This window comes from Nocardia sp. NPDC060220, from assembly GCF_042727815.1.
Taxonomy (GTDB): Bacteria; Actinomycetota; Actinomycetes; order Mycobacteriales; family Mycobacteriaceae; genus Nocardia.
The window spans coordinates 1-20,974 of sequence record NZ_JBHWZY010000015.1; the positions used below are offsets into that span (position 1 = coordinate 1).

23 protein-coding genes are annotated in these 20,974 nt (G+C 67.8%); 4 read left to right on the forward strand and 19 right to left on the reverse strand.

Annotated elements, in window-relative coordinates; translation table 11 throughout:
• A partial coding sequence (locus ACFWF3_RS01580) for an L-aspartate oxidase (RefSeq protein ID WP_379312022.1) occupies positions 1-1,524 on the reverse strand: 1,524 nt, incomplete at its 3' end.
• 31 nt (positions 1,525-1,555) lie between these two features.
• Positions 1,556-2,593 carry a quinolinate synthase NadA gene (gene nadA / locus ACFWF3_RS01585; protein ID WP_379312023.1) on the reverse strand — a complete coding sequence of 346 codons (1,038 nt, stop codon included), beginning with the start codon at positions 2,591-2,593 and terminating at the stop codon, positions 1,556-1,558.
• Between the two features lie 78 nt (positions 2,594-2,671).
• Between nadA and ACFWF3_RS01590 the strand changes: the two genes are divergently transcribed.
• Genes ACFWF3_RS01590 through ACFWF3_RS01600 form a run of 3 tightly spaced genes read left to right on the forward strand, consistent with a single transcriptional unit; the run spans position 2,672 to position 4,346 of the window.
• Positions 2,672-3,388, forward strand: a complete 717-nt coding sequence (locus tag ACFWF3_RS01590; protein ID WP_378995765.1) for an NUDIX domain-containing protein — start codon at positions 2,672-2,674, stop codon at positions 3,386-3,388.
• A 20-nt stretch (positions 3,389-3,408) separates the two neighbouring features.
• Positions 3,409-3,801: a hypothetical protein gene (locus ACFWF3_RS01595; RefSeq protein ID WP_378995767.1), complete on the forward strand. Its 393-nt coding sequence runs from the start codon at positions 3,409-3,411 to the stop codon at positions 3,799-3,801.
• 50 nt (positions 3,802-3,851) lie between these two features.
• Positions 3,852-4,346 (forward strand): nitroreductase/quinone reductase family protein, encoded by a 495-nt coding sequence (locus ACFWF3_RS01600; protein ID WP_378995769.1) that lies wholly within the window; start codon positions 3,852-3,854, stop codon positions 4,344-4,346.
• A gap of 11 nt (positions 4,347-4,357) precedes the next feature.
• Here ACFWF3_RS01600 and ACFWF3_RS01605 read toward each other — a convergent pair whose 3' ends face one another.
• The 6 genes from ACFWF3_RS01605 to bioB all read right to left on the reverse strand — a co-directional run bounded on the left by ACFWF3_RS01605 (position 4,358) and on the right by bioB (position 8,384).
• A complete protein-coding gene (locus ACFWF3_RS01605; RefSeq protein ID WP_358072375.1) occupies positions 4,358-4,525 on the reverse strand; it encodes a hypothetical protein in 168 nt (55 codons plus the stop codon).
• A 95-nt stretch (positions 4,526-4,620) separates the two neighbouring features.
• Positions 4,621-5,760 (reverse strand): AI-2E family transporter, encoded by a 1,140-nt coding sequence (locus tag ACFWF3_RS01610; RefSeq protein WP_379312024.1) that lies wholly within the window; start codon positions 5,758-5,760, stop codon positions 4,621-4,623.
• Positions 5,761-5,821: 61 nt separating this feature from the next.
• Positions 5,822-6,355 carry a DUF1353 domain-containing protein gene (locus ACFWF3_RS01615; protein WP_379312025.1) on the reverse strand — a complete coding sequence of 178 codons (534 nt, stop codon included), beginning with the start codon at positions 6,353-6,355 and terminating at the stop codon, positions 5,822-5,824.
• Positions 6,356-6,426: 71 nt separating this feature from the next.
• Positions 6,427-7,077: a DUF2567 domain-containing protein gene (locus tag ACFWF3_RS01620; protein WP_379312026.1), complete on the reverse strand. Its 651-nt coding sequence runs from the start codon at positions 7,075-7,077 to the stop codon at positions 6,427-6,429.
• Positions 7,077-7,286, reverse strand: coding sequence for a hypothetical protein (locus ACFWF3_RS01625; RefSeq protein WP_378637366.1), 210 nt, complete (start codon positions 7,284-7,286; stop codon positions 7,077-7,079). Before ACFWF3_RS01625 ends, ACFWF3_RS01620 begins: the two co-directional genes overlap by 1 nt.
• Before the next feature lie 84 nt (positions 7,287-7,370).
• On the reverse strand, positions 7,371-8,384 hold the full coding sequence (gene bioB / locus ACFWF3_RS01630; RefSeq protein ID WP_378637307.1) for a biotin synthase BioB: 1,014 nt from the start codon (positions 8,382-8,384) through the stop codon (positions 7,371-7,373).
• A 149-nt stretch (positions 8,385-8,533) separates the two neighbouring features.
• On the opposite strand from bioB, the gene ACFWF3_RS01635 reads away from it, so the two are divergent.
• Positions 8,534-9,118 (forward strand): TetR/AcrR family transcriptional regulator C-terminal domain-containing protein, encoded by a 585-nt coding sequence (locus ACFWF3_RS01635; RefSeq protein WP_379312027.1) that lies wholly within the window; start codon positions 8,534-8,536, stop codon positions 9,116-9,118.
• Here the strand turns inward: ACFWF3_RS01635 and ACFWF3_RS01640 are convergent, their stop codons facing one another.
• The 11 genes from ACFWF3_RS01640 to ACFWF3_RS01690 all read right to left on the reverse strand — a co-directional run bounded on the left by ACFWF3_RS01640 (position 9,119) and on the right by ACFWF3_RS01690 (position 20,793).
• Positions 9,119-10,264 (reverse strand): alpha/beta fold hydrolase, encoded by a 1,146-nt coding sequence (locus ACFWF3_RS01640; RefSeq protein WP_379312028.1) that lies wholly within the window; start codon positions 10,262-10,264, stop codon positions 9,119-9,121.
• A 317-nt stretch (positions 10,265-10,581) separates the two neighbouring features.
• Positions 10,582-11,805, reverse strand: coding sequence for an MFS transporter (locus ACFWF3_RS01645; RefSeq protein WP_379312029.1), 1,224 nt, complete (start codon positions 11,803-11,805; stop codon positions 10,582-10,584).
• A 49-nt stretch (positions 11,806-11,854) separates the two neighbouring features.
• Positions 11,855-13,204, reverse strand: coding sequence for an LLM class flavin-dependent oxidoreductase (locus ACFWF3_RS01650; RefSeq protein ID WP_379312030.1), 1,350 nt, complete (start codon positions 13,202-13,204; stop codon positions 11,855-11,857).
• Positions 13,201-13,965, reverse strand: coding sequence for an ABC transporter ATP-binding protein (locus ACFWF3_RS01655; protein WP_379312031.1), 765 nt, complete (start codon positions 13,963-13,965; stop codon positions 13,201-13,203). The genes ACFWF3_RS01650 and ACFWF3_RS01655 overlap by 4 nt, the downstream gene beginning before the upstream one ends.
• Entirely contained in the window at positions 13,941-14,801 is an 861-nt protein-coding gene (locus ACFWF3_RS01660; protein ID WP_379312032.1) for an ABC transporter permease, read from the reverse strand. The genes ACFWF3_RS01655 and ACFWF3_RS01660 overlap by 25 nt, the downstream gene beginning before the upstream one ends.
• Positions 14,801-15,892 carry an ABC transporter substrate-binding protein gene (locus tag ACFWF3_RS01665; protein ID WP_379312033.1) on the reverse strand — a complete coding sequence of 364 codons (1,092 nt, stop codon included), beginning with the start codon at positions 15,890-15,892 and terminating at the stop codon, positions 14,801-14,803. The genes ACFWF3_RS01660 and ACFWF3_RS01665 overlap by 1 nt, the downstream gene beginning before the upstream one ends.
• Before the next feature lie 85 nt (positions 15,893-15,977).
• The gene (locus ACFWF3_RS01670; RefSeq protein ID WP_379312034.1) at positions 15,978-16,448 is read right to left on the reverse strand and encodes an SRPBCC domain-containing protein; all 471 of its coding nucleotides are present in this window, start codon (positions 16,446-16,448) and stop codon (positions 15,978-15,980) included.
• Positions 16,449-16,483: 35 nt separating this feature from the next.
• Positions 16,484-17,680: an ROK family protein gene (locus tag ACFWF3_RS01675; protein ID WP_379312035.1), complete on the reverse strand. Its 1,197-nt coding sequence runs from the start codon at positions 17,678-17,680 to the stop codon at positions 16,484-16,486.
• A 25-nt stretch (positions 17,681-17,705) separates the two neighbouring features.
• Positions 17,706-18,947 (reverse strand): sugar ABC transporter permease, encoded by a 1,242-nt coding sequence (locus ACFWF3_RS01680; protein ID WP_379312036.1) that lies wholly within the window; start codon positions 18,945-18,947, stop codon positions 17,706-17,708.
• Positions 18,944-19,708, reverse strand: a complete 765-nt coding sequence (locus tag ACFWF3_RS01685; RefSeq protein WP_379312037.1) for an ATP-binding cassette domain-containing protein — start codon at positions 19,706-19,708, stop codon at positions 18,944-18,946. Before ACFWF3_RS01685 ends, ACFWF3_RS01680 begins: the two co-directional genes overlap by 4 nt.
• Complete coding sequence (locus ACFWF3_RS01690; protein ID WP_379312038.1) at positions 19,708-20,793, reverse strand: sugar ABC transporter substrate-binding protein; 1,086 nt, start codon at positions 20,791-20,793, stop codon at positions 19,708-19,710. Before ACFWF3_RS01690 ends, ACFWF3_RS01685 begins: the two co-directional genes overlap by 1 nt.
• Between the last annotated feature and the right edge of the window lie 181 nt (positions 20,794-20,974).

Genomic DNA, 20,974 nt, shown 5'->3' on the forward strand with positions numbered 1-20,974 from the left:
GTGCCGCTGATCCTCGACCGCGCCCGGCGACTCCGCACGCGTGTGGCACCCTCGGCTCTCGGTGCGCGCCGCCGCCGCACCGAGCAGCGCACGCGCGGTCAAGGTGAGCGCCGCGTCCTCGATCCGACGCAGTTGCTGTGCCGCTGCCGGTGAATCAGCAGAAGCCGAGTCGAGCGACGACACTGCCGACATCGCACCGTCGATCCGCCTGCGTGCCCGCGCGAGTCCGTCGCCGTCACGCACGACGGAGGCATGCGCGGTCATCGCCTGCTGCACCACCGATCGGTCGGCGAATTCCACTGTCCACGAGGAGATCTCCTCGACCCGAGCGCGAACCCCGACCCGCTCGGCCGCCGCCGCACCGGCCCGCTCACCCACCACGAGCCCTTCGAGCAAGCTGTTGGAGGCCAACCGGTTGGCACCGTGCAGCCCGGTCCTGGCGACCTCGCCCGCCGCGTAGAGCCCGGCGACACCGGTCCGCCCGTGTGTGTCGGTGAGAACACCGCCGCACTGGTAGTGCGCGGCAGGCGCGACCGGAATCAGTTGCGCCGCAGGGTCGATCTTCGCCGCCAGGCACGAGGCGGTGATGGTCGGGAATCGCTGGGCGAACCCTTCGATGGCGCGGGCGTCGAGGAAGACATGGTCGGTTCCGAGCGCCCGCATCCGCTCGGCGATCGCCCGCGACACCACATCACGAGGAGCCAAATCACCACGTGGATGTCCGGCTGTCACCGAGTTCCCCTGGGAGTCGACGAGTATCGCGCCTTCGCCGCGCACCGCTTCGCTGATCAGCGGTCGCCTGCCCACCCCGCCGGGCGTGTAGAGCACCGTCGGGTGGAACTGCACGAATTCGAGATCGGCCACGGCGGCCCCGGCCCACAATGCCAGCGCCACACCGTCACCGGTCGCCCCCGGCGGATTCGTACTCAGCGCGTAGAGCTGTCCCAGACCGCCGGTCGCCAGCAGCACAGCGGGTGTGTGCACGACGCCGAACCCGTTGTCCGACACCGCGATCACACCCTGCACGCCCTTGGCGCCGGTCACCACGCGCAGCGCGGCGGCACCGAACAGCACAGGCAATCCCGCCGCATTGAGCGCGCGCTGCACCTCGGCCCCGGTCGCGTCCCCACCGGCGTGGATGATGCGACGCGTGCTGTGCCCGCCCTCGCGGGTGCGCGAGATCTGGCCGTCCCGACCGAGGTCGAACACCGCGCCGAGGTCGGTCAGCGCCGCGACCGCGGCCTGTCCACCCTCGACGATCGAACGCACCGCGTCGACCTCGCACAACCCGGCGCCGGCTTCGACCGTGTCGCGCACGTGCGAGTCGACCGAATCACCGAGCGGTGCGACGACCGCGATGCCGCCTTGCGCGTACTGGGTCGAGGTGTCGGTCGGACCGCCCTTGCTCAGGATGAGCACCCGCAGCCCACGCAACGAGGCCGTGCGCGCGGCCGTGAGCCCCGCGACGCCGCCGCCGATGACGACCAGGTCGACCTCGGCCTCCCACGAAACAGGAACCGTCATGGTCGTTACCGGCTCGGCCGCACGGTGCCGGTCACTCGCCACCACCGGAGTTGCCGATGGCGATCATCCGCTGCACCGAGGCGCGACCGGCCTCGGCCATCGCCAGGTCGACGTGCACCTCGTCGGCACCCTCGACCAGGCAGCGCAGCAGCGCCGCCGGGGTGATCATCTTCATGTACTTGCAGGACGCGCGATCGTTGACGGCCTGGAAGTCGATCCCGGGCGCCGCCTTGCGCAGCTGGTGCAGCATGCCGATCTCGGTCGCCACCAGCACCTGATTGGAGTGCGACGCCTTCGCCGCGTCGATCATCCCGCCGGTCGACAGGATGTGCACCCGCTCGGCCGGGAACGCGCCCTCGCCGGCCAGGTACAGCGCCGAGGTGGCGCAACCGCACTCCGGGTGCACGAACAGCTCGGCATCGGGGTGGGTGCGGGCCTGCTCGGTGAGCTCGTCGCCGTTGATGCCGGCGTGCACGTGGCACTCGCCCGCCCAGATGTGCATGTTCTCGCGCTTGGTCTCCCGCTTGACGTGGGCGCCGAGGAACTGGTCCGGCAGGAACAGCACTTCGCGGTCGGGGTCGATCGAGTCGACCACGTCGACAGCGTTGGAGGAGGTGCAGCAGATGTCGGTGAGTGCCTTCACCTCGGCGGTGGTGTTCACATACGACACCACCATCGCGTCGGGGTGCTCGGCTTTCCAGGCGCGCAGTTCGTCGGCGGAGATCGAGTCGGCCAGCGAGCAGCCGGCGCGCTGGTCCGGGATGAGCACGGTCTTGGCCGGGCTGAGGATCTTGGCCGTCTCCGCCATGAAGTGCACGCCGCAGAACACGATGGTGCCCTCTTCGGCCTCGGCCGCGATGCGCGACAGGGCCAGCGAGTCGCCGACGTGGTCGGCCACGTCCTGGATCTCGGGCAGCTGGTAGTTGTGCGCGAGGATGGTCGCATTGCGTTCGCGCGCCAGACGGCGCACCTCCTGCGCCCATTCCGGCGTCGCTTCGACACCCGCGTAACCGCTGGGTCCGTCGAAGACCGAATCCATCAGCGTCCGCTGTGCAGTCGTCGTCGCCATGGTGGCTCCCTTCATCGTGCGAGCGGCTCCACCGCCGCGATTCGCACCAAACCAGGTTTTCGACTTACAATCGAAAACGTGCCCCATAGTAACACCATCCACGAATCGCTCACCGCGGTGTTCCAGGTTCGCCGCTTCCCGTCGAGCATTTCCGCAGGTAGAGGCGCCAAGCACCCGGAGTTGGCGGTTCTGCTGTGGGAACGCGCGCTCGATCCACAGAAAGGCACGTGGTCACTACCCGGCGGCCGCCTGCGCGACGACGAGGACCTCGACACCTCCGCCCGGCGCCAGCTCGCCGAGAAGGTCGACGTGCGCGACCTGCACCACCTCGAGCAGGTGTCGGTGTTCAGCAATCCCGACCGCGTCCCCGCCCCGCGCCGCATCGCCTCGGCCTACCTCGGCCTGGTCCCCCTCACCACCGAACCCGAACTCCCGTCCGACACCACCTGGCACCCGGTCTCGAATCTGCCCGACATGTCCTTCGACCATCGCACCGTCGTCGACCACGCCCGCACCCGCCTGGCCGCCAAACTCTCCTACACCAACATCGCCTACGCCCTGGCCCCCGACACTTTCACCATGTCGACCCTGCGCGAAATCTATTGCGCCGCACTCGGATACGACGTGGACACCACCAATCTCCAGCGAGTCCTCACCCGCCGCAAGGTGATCACCCCCACCGGCGACACCGCCCCGTCCGGCCGGGCAGGCGGCCGTCCCGCGGCGCTCTACCGCTTCACCGACTCCGGCCTGCGAGTGACCGACGAGTTCGCCGCCCTCCGTCCCCCGACGTGACCGAAGTGCACACTGCACCTATGAGCGAATTGCAGTGCGATATCCAGCCCGCCCCGCCGTTGCGGCTGACCCCGGTCTGCACCGTCTACAGCGGCATCGTGCGACTCGCCATGACGGGCCGATTCCTGCAGTCCCATCGAGCACCGGCCGACGAGTTCGGCGCGTTCGTCCCGCACGTCGCGCCCCTGCCGGGCAACGAGCCCGAACCCCAGGTGTGGGCCGAGGCGTATGTCATGAGCACCGTGTCCTCGGCTGCCGGCGGGTTTCCCGCCGGTGTCGACTACGTCCGCGCGGCCTATCTGGCCGATCCACGCGGCGGCACCGACCGATGGCTGCATCTGGGCGGAGCCGCGCACATCGGCAAAGGACTCACCCTCGGCTACCGGATCACCGTGCAGACCACGCAGGGGTGACAGCCGGTCGACGGACGGAAGTTGTCGGTGGCCGGTGCCACACTGCGAGCATGGACAACGACGCGACGGACGCGAAGCAGACCACTTCCTATGACGACCCGGATGCTCCCTGGAACAAGGAGTTCTCCGAGGAGGAGATGGCGGGCTGGAACGACGGGGTCATCACGGAGTTCCGGGAGAACCAGGGTCGGGTCGGGGGCGACTACGCGGGCGCCACCCTGCTGTTGCTGACGACGACGGGCGCCAAAAGCGGTAAGCCGCATGTGGTTCCGCTCGGCGCGCTGTATCGCGATGACCTGATGTATGTGAGCTCGTTCATCGAGGATCGGTACCCGGCCTGGTATCACAACGCCAAGGCCGACCCACGGGTGACGATCGAACTGGGCGGCGAGAAGTTCGCGGCGACGGCCGACGTACTCACCGGCGAGCGCTACGACGAGTTCGCGGCATGGGCACTGGCGGAGAACTCCTTGCTGGCCGAATATCAGGCCAAGGTCGACAAGCCGCTACCGCTGGTGGTGCTGACCCGGACAGCATCACAGTAGCCCCGGCGGCGTCACGAATCGTGGCGGCGATCGCGATGCTTCGGCGAGCGGCGGTAAGCGCGCCCGCTGGGCACCGCGGTGGCAGCGGACGAGCTGCGCAGGGCGTGGCGGCGGCGCCAGGCGACCAGATCGGGTCGCTCGGCGGGCGGCTCAGTGGATTGCCCGGCTGCGGTCTTCATGGTCAAGGTCCTCCCCCGAAATACGATGCTGCCAGGATAGGGAGCGGGTCCGACCGCGTTCCACTGGTTTTCGGTGAACCGATCCGCGGCGCCCGCTATTCCTTGTCCACCGCTGTCCGGGCCCCGGTCGGCTTGCCGGATTCCTTGCGCGGCGCGGGTTTCTGGTCGATCGGCGCACCGATCAGCACATCCGCCCATCGTGTAGTCGGGTCGATGTCGAACAGCAGCGCCTTCACCAGCAGCGTCAGCGGAATCGCCAGCAGCGCGCCGAGCGCCCCGATCACCCACGCCCAGAACACCAGCGACAGGAATGTGATGGTGACTCCGAGGCCCACGGCGTCACCGACGAACTTGGGCTGAATGATCGACTGGATCACGAAGTTGATCACCGAATAGACCACGATCACCCAGATCATCAGCACCGGACCGCTGTCGAGTAGGGCCAGCAGCGCGGGCGGGATGACGCCGATAACGAACCCGACGTTCGGGATGTAGTTGGTGATGAACGACAGCAGCGCCCACAGGATCGGCAGCGGTACCCCCATCAACCACAGTGCCCCACCGTCGATCACGGCCACGATGGCACCGAACACCGTGGACACGATGAGGTATTTGCGCGTTCCGGTGACGAAATCGTCCAGTGCCTGTGCGATCGCGGGCCGCTCGCGAGCCACGATCGCCAGCCGGCGGTCCATCGTCATCCCGTCGACGGCCATGAACAGCAGCAGCGCCACGACGAAGAACAGATTCGAGAAGACTCCGAGCACCCCGCCGACCAGCTCCTCGATGACACTCGCGGCCTTACCCACGTCGATGCCGCTGAGCGCCTTGTGGATCTGGTCGGAGCTCACCCCGAGATCCGACAGCCAGGCGCGCCCATGGTCGAGCAATTCGTTGAGCTTGTCGGCATATTCGGGCAGCAGCGAGGCCAGCTGCACCGCCGACAGCGCCAGCGCCCCACCGATGCCGAACAGAATCCCGACCACCGCCACCAGTGCCGCGGCCATGCCGAGCCAGGCAGGCCAGCCTTTGCGGCGCGCCCAACTCTGGATCGGTTGCACCGCGATGGTCAACATGAGGGCGAGGAAGACCGGTCCGATGATGCCGGAGAAGGCCTTCAGGCCGCCGATGGTGACCACTCCCGCACCGAGCGACAGCAGCACGATCAGACCGCGCGGAATCGACCATTCGACGGGCGGGGCCGGGGGCGCGGTGTCGGTGCTCGGCTCGGACATGCGCCGAACGCTAACCACGCGAAGGCGCCGCCACCTCCCCCATTCCGGGTGAGATGCGCGATCAGGCGGTCTTCATCTGCGGTTGCGGCGGCGGCGCCGCAGTGTGGCGGGTGATCCGCCCCACTGCCCAGAACCCGAGCTCGACCACCCAGAACACCAGTAGCGCCGCGGTGACCACCAGCACCGGGATCACGAGAAAGACCACGGAAGGCACCGCGATCAGCGACCACCCGAGCACATCGACCGCACGCGCCCCACGAAGCCGGCTGCCGAGGCGGACCGCCGTCCACATCATCCAGCGTCGCGGTACCGAAACCCCGGCCTCGCGCAGGCTGCGCCGGAATATCCCGTCGGCGTCGGCGGGGCCGACTTCGCCTGTGCGGCACAGGTAGTCGTGCAGGATCGCGGCTCTGGTGTAGGCACCGTAGCGCGGGATCAGCCAGACCAGCGCGCGCGGCACCGAGGCGAAGTCGGTGCGGAATCCGGTAGGCACCGTGAAGGTTTCGACCGCGGCCTGGTAGGTGAGCGGTTCGGTGAGCCGCCAGAATTTCGCGTCCAGTTCCTCGACAACCGGACCACCACCGATGAATCCCACGACCGTTCCTCTCACACGACAGCCAGGCATCTACCTGCTGTTATGCGAAAATGGTATCGCTTGATGGCCGCTCAGCCGCGTGGTTGCGAACTCGGATCGAAATCGCCGCTCGGCCGATACTGTTCGGCACCGTAGGGCAGGCGGTAGTCGTCGGACTCGTCGCCGAAATCGGCCGGACGTAAGTCGCCGAGCAGCCCGGCCGCGCCGGAATGGAGATCGACGGCCGGGTGCAGCGCGGCGAGGAACAACAACACCAGGGCGGCCAGGAACGGCTGGATCAGCAGTGCGAGATCGGTCCCGACTTCCGCCGGCAGCGCGACGATCTGGCCGATCGCCGGATCGCCGGGACGCGGATGACGCACGCCCGCAACCCATTCCCCGATCCACATCATCAGCACAGCGCCCAGCCCCGAGGCGAGCAGCATGCCGAGCACGAGCGCGGGCCCGCGCGTGGTCCGCAACCGCCACGCCCCGACCGCACTCAGCACCGCGACCACCGCACCGAAGCACAGGAACATCGCGACCGCGTCGAACAGGTGCAGACTCTCGCCGGTGAGCACCGCGGCGCGCCCCGGCTGAGTCACCCGCAACCGCTCGGTCGGTGCGAGCAGACCCCACACCACCCCGGCCGCCGCACTCGCCACCAGCACCACGGCCATGACGATGCCGACGCCGACGATCTCGCGCCGCAACACCTCGGGGCGCTCCCCGCGGCCGAGCACTACCGGCGTTCCAACTGTGCCGATTCGATGACGCCGTGCCGTGAGCACTTGGCCCACCAGCCATCCGGGCTGATCTGCACGATCATCCGGCGTCCGCACTGCTCGCAGAATCGCGGTGGTTCGAGACCGAGCGTCGCCGACGCGGGCGTGACATCGTCGATCCCGGCCACGATCCGCTTGCCGGTGAACGGGTTGTAGCGCTCGTCCAATGCGGTTACCGCCTCCGTGAAGTGTGACTCGACGGTCGCGTCATCCCTGCCGACCTGGGTCGATACTCGATCGTACACAGCGTTTTACAGGGTTTCGTTGAGCGCCTTGATCGGCATGCTCAGCTCACCGAGCAGATCGAGGTCGGACTCGGCGGGACGGCCGAGGGTGGTGAGGTAGTTGCCGACGATGACGGCGTTGATGCCGCCGAGCATGCCCTGCTTGGCGCCCAGGTCGCCGAGGGTGATCTCGCGACCACCGGCGAAACGCAGGATGGTGCGCGGCATCGCGAGCCGGAACGTGGCGATCGCGCGCAACGCGTCGGCGGCGGGCAGCACCTCCAGGTCACCGAACGGGGTGCCGGGACGCGGGTTCAGGAAGTTCAACGGAACCTCGTCGGGGTTCAGCGACGCCAGCTGCGCGGCGAACTCGGCGCGCTGCTCGATGGTCTCGCCCATGCCGAGGATGCCGCCGCAGCACACCTCCATGCCCGCTTCGCGCACCATCCGCAGGGTTTCGAAGCGCTCCTCGTAGGAGTGGGTGGTGACCACCTTGGGGAAGTGCGACTTGGCGGTCTCGAGATTGTGGTTGTAGCGGTGCACGCCCATCGCGGCGAGCTGGTCGACCTGCTCCTGGTTGAGCATGCCCAGCGAGCACGCGACCTGGATGTCCACCTCGTTGCGGATGGCCTCCACACCGGCGGCGACCTGCGCCATCAGGCGCTCGTCGGGACCACGCACCGCGGCGACGATGCAGAACTCGGTGGCGCCGGTCTTGGCGGTCTGCTTGGCCGCCTCGACCAGGCTGGGAATGTCGAGCCAGGCCGCGCGCACGGGCGACTGGAACAGGCCCGACTGCGAGCAGAAGTGGCAGTCCTCGGGGCAGCCGCCGGTCTTGAGGCTGATGATGCCCTCGACCTCGACCTCGGGGCCACACCACTTCATCCGCACGTCGTGGGCGAGCTCGAGCAGCGCTTCCAGGTGTTCGTCACCCAGGCGGAGCACCTCGACGGCCTGCTGCTCGGTGAGGCCCTCGCCGCGCTCGAGCACCTGCTCACGGGCGATAGCCAGAATATCGGTCTGGACGGGTGCCTGCGTCACGACGTGATGTCCCTTCGACGGGGGTGTGCGCACGTGCCGTGGGTGTGGTCCACCCGGCGTGGCCGTGCAACTTGAACGGTGTTCAGGATAGGGTAGCGGCTACGAGTGAACCACGACACTCGGGTCGGAAAATCGTCGGAAGGACGCGCGTGCAACTGCGGAAGACGGATGTGGTCGATGCCGCCGTCGCGATTCTCGATCAGTACGGGCTCGCCGATCTGACGATGCGCCGGCTCGCGGGCTCGCTGCAGGTGCAGCCGGGGGCGTTGTACTGGCACGTCAAGGACAAGCAGACCCTGCTCGGCGCGGTGGCCGACCGGATTCTCGCCCCGATGGACGAGCCGATCGCAGCCGCCGAATGGCCCGCGCAGCTCACCGAACTGGCGCATCGACTGCGCGACTGCCTGCTCGCCTATCGCGACGGCGCCGAACTGGTCTCGGCCACCTACGCCTCGCGCCTGACCACCAGCAAGGCACGTGAACGCCTGGCGGGCATTGTGATCCGTGCCGGGATGACCAGGGAGGAAGCCGATCTCACGGCCTACACCCTGCTCTACTACGTGCTCGGCCAGACCGTCGACGAGCAGTCGCGCATGCAGATGGACTCCGTCGGCGCGCTGCCCGAGGACAACACACCGTTGCTCGACACTCCCGACCCCACCGCGCGCTTCGACTTCGGCTTGCAGCTGTTCATCGCGGGCGTGCGCACCATCCTCGGGACCCGGGTGCGCTGATCAGGGCGGGTCGTTGCGATTGGCTTCCTGGTAGCGCCGCACGAACGGCAGTACCTGCGTTTCGATGACCTCGTTGTATTCACCCGGTCGCTGAATCGGATTCGCGTGTTCGGTCCGAGTCGGCCGCACCACCGACAGGGTGCCGTTGACGCCGCCGGACTGTTCGATCAGCACCCTGTGCGAATACTCCACGTCCACCACGTCATCGCGCGACGCCTCGCGGGGCCGGATGAACACGATCGCCGGGTTTCGCTTGTCCGGATTCGGTTTGCCGAGCGCCCGCAGATCCGCCGTGCCGCCGCCGGCCACGATCGCCAGGAACTGCGCCTCGATCAACCCGTTGCTGGCGGCATCACGAGAGAAGATCTTGTCGCGCAATACCTCTGAGGCCGCCTGACCCATGGCGCGGTAGTCGATATCGAAGAACAGTCCGTCCCGCTGCGCGAAACGTTCACGCCGAGCCGACATCTCGACCACGAAGCGCAGGAGTCTGCTCTCCCTCGCCCCGGGCAACCAGCCCACCCACCGCACCAGATCGGCACCGCGACTGCGACTCTCCGGGCGGACCGCGTCCAGATCCATCGGCGTGCAGTCCAGCACGACGGCCACCAATCGCCGGTCGCTGCCCAGGTGGATATGGCGCGCCACCTCGAGTGCGATGATCCCGCCCATGCTGTGACCGACCAGCACGATATTGCGCACATTGCCGTACCGCGCGGCCCGCACGATCATCTCGGCGATCACCTTGGTGTCGATACCCGCGTTGTCGTAGCGCACCGCCCACACCACCCCGAGGCGACTGAGCGCGGGCAGTGCCTTGGCGGTCGGTGCCGCGTTGACTCCCCCGAGCCCCACCATATCGACGACCGCGGTATCCCAATCCCGCGCGTCCGCGGGCAGATTCGCGGGCAGCAACTCCGGCGTGGTCTGTGCCAGCCGATCGCGTTCGGGAGCCACATCGTGCACCCAGTACTGCCCGAACACGATCATCGCGACCAGCAGCACCCCGAGAATTCGCAGCACCGCCAGCCTGGTCCGGCGCCAACCGCGCCACCCGTGTCCCAGCCTGGTTTCACGCAACCGATCCCGCCGACGCGCATCGTCGAAGTCCGCGACGGTGGACGGATGCCGATCGAATGACGACATACTTCCACTGTAGGGGCGGTCGAATCCGAACGCTTCCGGCCGCCGTCGCGAGCACCGCGCCGCGGTGGCCACCTCGGTGCACTACCGACGCCCGGACGTCCACGGCTGGGACCTCGCTCGCGCGAGCGGCAGCACGCCCCACTGGGACGTGCTGCGCGACACCTACGACGACACCGCCGATCGGGGCCGTGAGATGGGTATCTACCGGCCCCGAGGTACTTGTCGCGGCCACCGCCCCGCTGATCGACCGCATCCTCGGCCTCACCGGACGCGACGCCGCCTGGCCCTGGGCTTTCCTGATGCCGCCGGCGGCATCGTCAACTGCTCTCCACCGATTCCCTGGTTTCGTTCGGACTCGCGGCAGGCTTCCTCGGCACCGCCACCGCGACGACCGGGCGTCCGGGGAACCAGCGATACATCGCGGCCGCTCCGCCGAGCCCCGCCACCGCGAGCGCTCCCGCCGCCGCGCCCAGCACCGTCACCGCGCTGATCGCGCCGACCGCGATCGGGCCCGCGAACATCCCGATGTCGTGGGTGAGCCGCCAGGCACCGAGGAACTCCGCGCGCTGACCGGGCGGCGCCACATCGGCGCCGACGGTCATGATCACGCCGTTGCTCAACCCGTTGGCGAAGCCGAGTAGCACGGCGACAGCGGTCAGCCCGACCACCGACCCCGCGAACGGCAGCGCGGCATATCCCGCCGCGAAGGCGATCATCGCGGGAACGCCGATCGCCTTGCGGCCGTAACGATCCAGCCAGATCCCGGCCGGATACGACATCAGCACGTCCACCGCGCCCGCGATACCGAACACGATGCTGGTGCTCGCCGCGTCGGCGCCGATGTGCACCGCCCACAACGGCAGCAGCGATTGCCGGGCCGCCCGTGCCGCTCCCATCAGCAGGGCGCCGAGTCCGAGCGTGCTGAGCAGCCTGCGATGCTCGACCACCACGGAGCGAATCGTGTTGTCGCTCACCACCGTCGGTGAACCATCGGTCTCCGGCATGGCGAACACCAGCGCACCCGCGACGAGCATGGCGACGAGCTGGATCCACAGCCCGCCGACCGGGCCGAGCCAGTGCACCGCGCCCGCGCCGAGGAAGGGCCCGGCGAAGAACCCGAACCGCATCCACCCGGCCAGCGCCGAAAAGGCCCGTCCCCGATCGGCACTCGGCACCACGGCCACGATGTAGGTCTGCCTGGCCAGCCCCCACACCGCCCCCGATGCGCCGTTGATCAGCAGCCCGAGGGCGAACACGGCGATGTTCGGCGCGAGGATGGCCACGAGCAGGCCCAGCGCGCAGGTGAAGGAACCGAGCGCGATCGCCTTGCGCTCCCCCGTGCGCGCCACCAGCCAGCCCGCGGGCAGATCGCCGAGAATGAGCCCGAAGCCCATCATGGCGACGACCACGCCCGCGGTGCCGACCGACGCGCCGAGTTCGAGTGCGCGCAGCGGCAGCATGGGAGCCGCGGCGCCCGAACCGATTCCGTAGATGGCGGACGGAACGAACACCGCCAGCGCCATGGATCGCAGCTGAGTCACGGCGCCACCACCGACCGGCGGGTGCCGGGCCGACTACTACAGCCCGCCGTCATCCGGCTAGTGCGGCACTGCGGGCGAACTTGCTTTCCGGGCGCGCGAGCCCGAAGTGGTCGCGCAACGTGGTCCCGGTGTATTCGGTGCGGAACAGCCCGCGCTCCTGCAGGATCGGCACCACCGTTTCGGCGAATACCTCGAGCCCACCGGGGTAGTACGGCGGCATCACGTTGAAGCCGTCCGCCGCGCCCTGGGTGAACCACTCTTCGATGGTGTCGGCCACTTGCTCGGGGGTTCCCGCGAACACCCGGTGTCCGCGCGCGCCGGCCAGCCGGTGCAGCAGCCCACGCAAAGTCGGTCGTTCCCGCTCGACGATTCCCGCCACCACCTGCAATCTGCTGCGCGCGTTGTCGGTGACATCGCCCGCCCCCGCGAACACTTCCACGGGCACCAGCTCGTCGAGCTCGAGGCTGCGCAGCGAGGTGCCGGTGATCGATTCCAGCTGCTTGAGCCCGTATTCGGGCACCGTCAGCTCGTTGAACTCACGTTCCAAACGCAGTGCCGCGGCCTCGGTGTCGGCGATGAACGGGCTGATCCCCGGCAGAATCTTCACCTCGTCGGCGGTACGGCCGAATTCGGTGGCCTTGGACTTGATATCGGCGTAGAAGGACTGCGCGTCCGAAAGTCGCTGATGGGCCGTGAAGATCGCCTCCGCGTACTTGCCCGCGAAGGCACGGCCCTCGTTCGACGCACCGGCCTGCACCAGCACCGGACGGCCCTGCGGTGTCCGCGCCGAGTTGAACGGCCCACGCACACTGAGGTGTTCGCCGACGAAATCGATCGGATGGATCTTGTCCGGATCGGCGTACACACCGGCGGCGCGGTCGAGCACGATCGCGTCGTCCTCCCAGCTGTCCCACAGCCCCACCACCGCGTCGACGAATTCCCGTGCGCGGGCATAGCGTTCGGCGTGGTCCGGGTGGCGTTCGAGCCCGAAGTTGGCCGCGGCCAGATCGGTGCCGGTGGTGACGATGTTCCAGCCCGCGCGTCCACCGGAGATATGGTCGAGCGAGGAGAACAGCCGCGCCAGGTTGTAGGGCTCGTAGTAGGTGGTCGACGCGGTGGCGATCAGACCGAGATGTGTTGTCGCCGCCGCGATCGCGGTGAGCAGCGTGATCGGCTCCAAGCCGGGCGCGGCATTGTGACGAACATCGGTGCGCAGGGCGGGACCGTCGGCGAAGAACACCGCATCGAGCTTCGCCGCCTCCGCGGTGCGCCCGATCTCCTGGTAGTAGGAGACGTCGTAGATGCGGTCGGGCCTGCTGTCGGGATGCCGCCAGGCGGCCTCATGATGCCCGGACGGGTAGATGAACGCGTTCAGACTCAGTTGACGCGGTGCACTCATGAGGCCTGTTTCACTTTCTCTGAATCTGTTGTGTCGACGCCGAGCCCGGTCAGCAGCACCTCGCGCAGCCGGACGAACTCCGGGTGCGCGTGTCTGCGCGGGCGCGGGGTCTCGATGCGTTGGTCGATCGTGATCCGGCCCTCGTCGAGGACCAGAACCCGATCGGCGAGCAGCACGGCCTCGTCCACATCGTGGGTCACCAGCAGCACGGCGGGCCGGTGCCGCTCGCACAGCGCCTGCAACAGGGCGTGCATCCGAATCCGGGTCAGCGCGTCGAGCGCGCCGAACGGTTCGTCGGCCAGGAGCAGTTCCGGCTCGCGCACCAGCGACCTGGCCAACGCCACCCGCTGCTGTTCACCGCCGGAAAGCTCACGTGGCCAAGCCTTTTCTCGCCCGGCCAACCCAACTTCGGCCAGTGCGGAGCGCCCGCGTTGCTGCGCGTCGCGGCCGGTCAGCCCGAGCACCACATTGTCGCGTACCCGCGCCCATGGCAGCAGCCGCGAATCCTGGAACACCACCGCACGCTGCGTCGGCACCGTCAGGTCACCGGATCCGGGCACGTCGGAATCGAGTTCGGCCAGTGCCCGCAGCAGCGTGCTCTTGCCGGAACCACTGCGCCCGAGCAGCGCGACGAACTCGCCACGCCGGATCTCGATGTCGATGCCGTTCAAGACGATTCGCTCGCCGAAGCCACGGGTCAGGGCGCGGGTACGTACGACGACCCGCTCGTCGGAGCTCAGTCGCCCAGTGTCTGTCGCCATGCCAGCACCTTTCGTTCCGTTGCCCGCACGGCGAGATCACCGAACAGTCCGAGCAGCCCGTAGATCACCAGACCGACGACGATCACGTCGATCTGGCCGTAGGTGCGCGCCTGGGTCATCAGGTAGCCGATGCCGCTGGTCGCGTTGACCTGTTCGACCACCACCAGCGCCAACCAGGAAATGGTCACCGCCAGCCGCAGTCCGAGGAAGAAGCCCGGCAACGAGCCCGGCAACGCGATGCGACGCGGGAAGCCCCACCGCGACAGCCCGACCGTCTCGGCCAGTTCCACATAGCGCGCGTCGACACTGCGCAGGTAGGCGTGGGTATTGATGTAGATCGGAATGAGCACGCTGGTGGTGATCACGATCAGCTTCATCTGCTCGCCGATCCCGAACCAGACGATGAACAGCGGGATCAGTGCCAGCGTCGGGATCGCCCGCTTGATCTGCACGGGACCGTCGACCACTGCCTCACCGATCCGGCTCAGCCCCGCGACCAGCGCGAGTACCACGCCGATCGCCACACCGAGAACGAGGCCGATCACGGCGCGCTGCAACGAGGTCAGCAGATTGGACTGCAATCGTCCGTCGGCGATCAGCTCGCCCGCGGTCTGCGCGACGGTCCACGGCGCGGGCAAGGTCTCCGGGTCGATGGCCCCGATCGCGGAGCCGATAACCCAGGTACCGATGAGCAGAACCGGACCGAGGGCGAAGCCGAACGGGATCGGCTTGCCGGGCCCCAGTCTGCGCCGGCCTCGCCCGCGTGGGGCGAGTGCCTCGACCGGGGCCGTGCTGGTCCTGAGTTTGCGCAGCGCCCCGGCATCGATGGTGGCCATCAGCTCACCGCCGGTGCGAACGCGGCTCCGCTGGCGGTGACCGCCTCGGTGACCGCGGCGTCGAAGCGCAGGTCGAAACCGTCGACGGCCTTGATCTTCTTGGGCAGCTCGCCCACGGCGTCGATCGCGTCGATGGTGGTCTGCTGCCGGGCGATCAACTGCTGGTCCAGGTGCGGGAAGGTGTAGGTGCCCAGCGATTCGACGATCCGCTTGGCATCGTCGGCGCTGACCTTCTGGCTTCCGACGTAGTAGCGGGTGGCCCATTCTTCGCGATGGGTGTTGGTCCACTGCCAGGCCCGCACGAACGCGCCGACCAGAGCACGGGTCGCGGCGGCCTTCGCCGGATCCTGGACCACCGCCCGGCGCGCGTACAGGTAGGCGAGGCCGCTGTAGATGCCCGTGGTCTCCGAGTCCGGGATCAGCGAGGCGCCCTCGGTGCGCAGGAACCGGGTCACGTTGGGTTCGATCAGCGGCGCGACGTCGACCTGCGCGGTGCGGACCGCGTCAGGGAACTCGGCCAGCTGCAGCCGGACCAGCTCCACATCGGTGGGCTTCAGACCCGCCTTGGTGAGCGCCTTCAGCACCGCCGCCTGCTGGGCGGTGCCCTCGGCGTAGGCGATCTTCTTGCCCTTCAGATCCGCGAGCTTGCTGATCGAACGGCCCGGCGCGACAGCGAGTTTCAGCGCCTGAGGGTTGGTCTGGTAGGAGCCGATGATCGGGACGTCCTGGCCGGCGGCCAGTGCGTGGATCGGCGGCACATCGCCGACCTGACCGACGTCGGCCGCGCCTGCCCGGAACGCCTCGAGAATGGCCGGGCCGCCGACGAAGTTCGCGAACTCGATCTTGAACGGCAGCTTGTCCAGCTCACCGGACAGCCGCAGCGCCGATTGCAGACGTTCCGACTGATCGGCGACGACGAGCGTGGTCCCCGGTGGAACCTCGGTGGGCAGTGGCGCGTCGGGGGTGCCGACCGGTGTGTTGTTGCCTTGCGCGCAGCCGGTCAGGCCGAGCGTCGCAACGGTTGCCATCGCGAGGAGTGCGGCGGTGGCGCGGCCACGCAGGCCGGGTCGAGAGGTGTTCGGTCGGTACATAGACGAATTCAAGCAACCACGATCGCCCCCGAACACCATTAGCGTTTCTATGATTTGAAGGGCACGACTCCGCGTGGGTCTGCGGTCAGCCGCGCGATTCCCGCTCGGCCAGCGCGGTCAGTTTCGCCAACGACTGGTGCCAGGTTCTCTCGTTGTCGGCGGAGCTCAGCCCCGGCGGAACCCCCTCGTGCACCGTGTCGAGGTAGGTGCCGCCGTCGGCGTCGGTCAGGGTGAACGTCACGGTTTGCGCACCGGTCATGTCCGGGATCTCGGTGACGAATTCCAGCACCTCGATGATCTGCTCATCCGGTACCAGCGTGCGGAACGTCCCGAAACAGGCGTCGCGGTGCGGCGGCCGCGTCTCACCCGTGGCCGTCGGCTCGTCATAGGTGAGGGTGATCGAGAACGATCCGCCCTCTTTCGGCTCGAACCGATGCACTTCGGCTGTTATCCCGGGCGGGGGCATCCAGGCCGCGACCGCGTCGGCGTCCAACATCAGGCGGTAGACGGTCGAGCGCGGCGCATTGATCTGCGTGCCGATCCTTGTGGTCGCCATTCCTTCACGATAGTCGCGAGACCGGCGCCGATCGATCACCTGCCGGAGCTACGCGCCAGTGTCTGGAGTGGGTCGGTCAGCACGTCGGCGAACGCCAGTTCCGCGGCCCCGATCAGCGGCGCGTCGTCGGCCAGCGCGGAGGTCCGCAGACGAACGCGTTCGCGCACGGCCAGTAGTCCGTTCTCCGCCAGCCGGCTGCGGACCTGCGCGGCCGAGGCGAGGTAGATCTCGCGCAGGACACCACCGAACACGACCATCGCCGGGTTGAAGATATTGACGAGATTGGCCACCCCGTAGCCGAGCCAGTCCCCGACCTGGTGCAACGCGTCGCGGGCGACCGCGTCACCGCGAGCCGCCGCGTCGACGATCGCCTCGACCGCCGCCCGGCCGGTGAGGTCGGCACGCCCCGCCAGCGCGATCAACGCCAGCTCCCCCGCCTCGGCCTCCAGGCAGCCACGTGAACCACACCGGCACGTCCGCCCGCCGGGGTTGACGATCATGTGCCCGACCTCGCCGCCGTAGCCGCCCTCACCACCGAGCAGCTCACCACCCATGATGACGCCACCACCGATGCCGACCTCACCGTGCAGGTAGATCAGTTCCGACACCCCCGCACCGACACCCCGCTCACGCTCGGCGAGCGCTCCCAGATTCGCGTTGTTGCCGACCACGACCCGAACACCGAGCCGCTCGGACAGTTTCGCGCCCACCGGCACATCCACCCAGCCGATGTTCGGCCCGTACCGCACCACACCGTCGCCCTGCCGAACCATCCCGCAGAACGCGAGACCCACACCCACGCAGACACTGTCGCGTCCTGCCGTGTCGATCATCGTCTCGGCCAGCACCGCCAGGGATTCGATCACTTCGTCGGGATCGAAAGCCGCACTCTCACGCGGCGTTTCACGCCGGTCGAGAATCACACCGCCCAGACCGACCCGCGCTACCGCGAGCCGATCCGCGCCGACGTCCAGCGCGAGCACGAATACCCGCTCCGACTCCGGCCGCACCACCAGCGACGGCCGACCGGCCTTCCCGGTCTGGCGTGGCAGTTGCTCACTCACCAGCCCGGCAGCGGCCAGATCGGTGGTCAGCGCCAGAATTGTGCTGCGGTTCAGGCCCATTCGCTCGGCCAGCTCCGCCCGCGAGACCGGCCCGCTCAAATGGACGTGGCGCAACAGCACGGCGAGATTACGTGTTCGGATCTCGTCCGGGGCGGGTGCAGCCCTCATCCGGCCCAGCCTTCCCGGTCGATGGTCAACTTCCTGGCAGCGAACGCTTGCGCGACAGCGCGTCCACCCCCGCCGCGAGCAGCAGGACAAATCCTGTCACAACGAATTTCGTGCCCGCGCTGTAGCCCATCAGGCCCATCCCGTTGTTGATCACCGCGACCACCGCGGCACCGAGTACCGCATCGAGCATCCGGCCACGACCACCGAACAGGCTGGTCCCACCGATCACCGCCGCACCGACGGCGGTGAGCAGAACATCGGAACCGCCGGTGTTCGGATCGACCGAGTTGGCCCGCGAGGCCGCGATCAAGCCGCCGACGGCGGCCATCGTCGAGCACAGCACGAAGGCGCTGATCTTGATCCGGTCGACCGGAATGCCCGCGCGCCGAGCCGCTTCCACGCTGCCGCCGACCGCGTAGACATGCCTGCCGAACGAGGTGCGATTGAGCACGAAGGTCCACAGCAGCAACAGCGCGATGATGATCGGCACCACGATCGGCATGCCCTGCAGCGAGTTGACCTCCGGATTGCGACTGCGCTCGTCGTTGAGCACCAGCACCGCTATCCCCGCGACCACCGCGACCGTGGCGATCCGCAACGCGACCACCGGTGCCGTCTCGCCGGTCAGCCCCAGCGTGGTGCGCGCTCGCAACTTTCGGTACTGCACCAACGAGAACCCACCCACCAGCACCAGGTACATGACCCAGCCCAGCAGCGGCGGCACATTCTTGTTGGCGATCGCCAGGATCGTCTCGTCGTGGATGGAGATGTTGCGGCCGTTGTCCATGATCTTCAGTGCCACGCCCTGCAGCGCCAGGAACGCGGCCAGCGTCACGACGAACGACGGCACCCCGATCTTCACCACGATCGCACCGATGGTCAGCCCGATCACCACACCGGTGAGCAACGAGACGAGCACCGCCGCGTACCAGGGCCAGCCCTTGTCGGTGAGCAGGACCGCGAGCACCGCGGCACACACACCGCTGGTGAAACCGGCCGACAGATCGATCTCCCCGAGCAGCAGCACGAAGATCAAGCCCATGGCGATCACCGCGATGGCGGCGCCCTGGGTGAGCAGGTTCGCGATATTGCCCTGGGTCATGAACACCGGCCGCGCGATCCAGAAGACGACCGACAGCACCACCAGCGCGATAACCGAGGGCAAGGCGCCCATGTTGCCGCCACGAATCCGCGCGACATAGCCGGTGACCAACTCGGTCACCGGTGCGGCGGGCTCGGTGGCCTTGTCCGTGACAACCGCGCTCATGCCTGCACTCCGATTCCGAGACTCCCGCTGCGGCCGGAGGTGATCAGTTCGACGACCTGCGAATGCGTCACCTCGGCGGTCCGTACCTGTGCGGCCATCCGGCCCAGATACAGCGCCGCGATCCGATCCGACACCGCGAAGACGTCGTTCATGTTGTGCGAGATCAGCACCACCGCAAGACCTTTGTCGGCCAGGCGGCGCACCAGTTCGAGAACCTGCTGAGTCTGGGCGACGCCGAGCGCCGCGGTCGGCTCGTCCAGAATCACCACCTTGCTGTTCCACAGCACGGCCTTGGCGATGGCGACGGTCTGGCGTTGTCCGCCGGACAGGCTGGCCACCTTCTGACGCACGGACTTCACCGTGCGCACCGACAGCCCGGCCAGGGTCGCGCCCGCGAGCTCCTCCATGCCGTATTCGTCGAGCACGAGGCCGTGCTTCTTCTCCCGGCCGAGGAACATGTTCTGCACGATGTCGAGGTTGTCGCAGAGCGCGAGATCCTGGTAGACGATCTCGATCCCCAGTTCGGCCGCGTCTCGCGGATTGCCGATCTGCACCTGCTCACCGTCGAACAGCACTTCGCCCGCATCGATCGCATGGGTGCCGCCGATGCATTTGACCAGGGTCGACTTGCCTGCGCCGTTATCGCCGACGAGGGCCGTCACCTCACCGCGGTAGGCGGAGAAGTCGATATCGTGCAGGACATGGACCGCACCGAAACTCTTCTCTAATCCGCGCAATTCGATGAGCGGGGTGTCGGTCATCAGCGGACGCCGTTGTCCGCGCAGAGCTTGGTGAACTCACCGGTGCACAGCTCGGCCTTGTCGACGAAGCCGTCCGCCACGACGTCGTTCACGTTGTTCTTGAAGATCGCCTTCGGCTCGAGAAGCACCGCGGGCACCTTCGACTTCGCCTCGGGATCGTCGACAGTGCTCGGCGCCTCGCCCTTCTCCCCGTTGGCCAGCGCGATCGCCAGCTTCGCGCCGGCGGCGGCCTCGAGCTTGATCGCCTTGTACACGGTCATGCACTGATCACCGGCCAGGACGTTCTGCAGACCCTGGACCGTGGCGTCCTGACCTGTCACCGGGATCTGCCCGTTCAGCTTCTGCTTCTTCAACACTGCGATGGCCGCGTTGGCCAGCCCGTCGTTGGCCGCGACGGTGCCGCCGAGGTTCGGCGTGCCGGTGAGCATCTGTTCGAAGATGGTGCCCGCCTTGGTGTTGTCCCATTCCGGAACGGCCTGATCCGGGCCCTTCACATATTCGCCCGCGTCGAACTTCGGCTTCAGCGCGCCGTCGTAACCGCTCTTGAACAGGGCGGCGTTGTTGTCGGTCGGGCCGCCGTTGAGGTAGGCGACCACCGGCTTGGCCGCCTGTTTGTCGGCCAAGCACTTCGCGAGGCCGTCGCCCATGAGCTGTCCGACCTTCACGTTGTCGAACGACACGTAATACGGCGCACCGCCGCCGAGAGTCAGCCGGTCGTAGTCGATCACGGTGACGCCCTGCGCTTTTGCCTTCTGAATGACGGCCTTGCCGGTGCCGCTGTCGAGGTTGGTGATCATCAGCACCGAGGCGCCGTTGGTGATCATCTGATCGGCGATCGTCTGGAAGGCGTTCTTGTCGCCCTGGGCATTCTGGATGTCGGCCTTGATCCCCGCGGCGTCGAACGCCTGCTGGAGGTACTTGCGATCCGCCGTCTCCCACCGCGCCGAGGTCTTGCTGTCGGGCAGGATGACGCCGATCTTGGCGCCGCCCCCTCCCGAGGAGTTCGAAGTGTCGTCGCCGCAGGCGGTGAGCGAAGTGAGAAGTGCGATCGAGACGGCCGCGATGCCGAAGATCCCCTGACGCATGAGCGTGGGCCTTTCGTGGAACCACCGCCTGTGGGCGGTTGAGCTGGAGCGAATGTTGTTCTCGACAACATACTCCAGGGTGACCTGGCCCACACAGGAATCGGACATAGTGGTCCCCGAGGGTTTCCGGGAACGCAAAAAGGCCCTCCAACCGAAGTTGGAGGGCCTTTCGCAAAGATGT

Coding starts and splice junctions, on each gene's coding strand:
- nadA (WP_379312023.1), bottom strand. CDS start 2,593: ATGGCGACGACGACTGCACAGCGGACGCTGATGGATTCGGTCTTCGAC.
- ACFWF3_RS01595 (WP_378995767.1), top strand. CDS start 3,409: ATGAGCGAATTGCAGTGCGATATCCAGCCCGCCCCGCCGTTGCGGCTG.
- ACFWF3_RS01600 (WP_378995769.1), top strand. CDS start 3,852: ATGGACAACGACGCGACGGACGCGAAGCAGACCACTTCCTATGACGAC.
- ACFWF3_RS01605 (WP_358072375.1), bottom strand. CDS start 4,525: ATGAAGACCGCAGCCGGGCAATCCACTGAGCCGCCCGCCGAGCGACCC.
- ACFWF3_RS01610 (WP_379312024.1), bottom strand. CDS start 5,760: ATGTCCGAGCCGAGCACCGACACCGCGCCCCCGGCCCCGCCCGTCGAA.
- ACFWF3_RS01640 (WP_379312028.1), bottom strand. CDS start 10,264: ATGTCGTCATTCGATCGGCATCCGTCCACCGTCGCGGACTTCGACGAT.
- ACFWF3_RS01650 (WP_379312030.1), bottom strand. CDS start 13,204: ATGAGTGCACCGCGTCAACTGAGTCTGAACGCGTTCATCTACCCGTCC.
- ACFWF3_RS01655 (WP_379312031.1), bottom strand. CDS start 13,965: ATGGCGACAGACACTGGGCGACTGAGCTCCGACGAGCGGGTCGTCGTA.
- ACFWF3_RS01660 (WP_379312032.1), bottom strand. CDS start 14,801: ATGGCCACCATCGATGCCGGGGCGCTGCGCAAACTCAGGACCAGCACG.
- ACFWF3_RS01665 (WP_379312033.1), bottom strand. CDS start 15,892: ATGTACCGACCGAACACCTCTCGACCCGGCCTGCGTGGCCGCGCCACC.
- ACFWF3_RS01670 (WP_379312034.1), bottom strand. CDS start 16,448: ATGGCGACCACAAGGATCGGCACGCAGATCAATGCGCCGCGCTCGACC.
- ACFWF3_RS01675 (WP_379312035.1), bottom strand. CDS start 17,680: ATGAGGGCTGCACCCGCCCCGGACGAGATCCGAACACGTAATCTCGCC.
- ACFWF3_RS01680 (WP_379312036.1), bottom strand. CDS start 18,947: ATGAGCGCGGTTGTCACGGACAAGGCCACCGAGCCCGCCGCACCGGTG.
- ACFWF3_RS01685 (WP_379312037.1), bottom strand. CDS start 19,708: ATGACCGACACCCCGCTCATCGAATTGCGCGGATTAGAGAAGAGTTTC.
- ACFWF3_RS01690 (WP_379312038.1), bottom strand. CDS start 20,793: ATGCGTCAGGGGATCTTCGGCATCGCGGCCGTCTCGATCGCACTTCTC.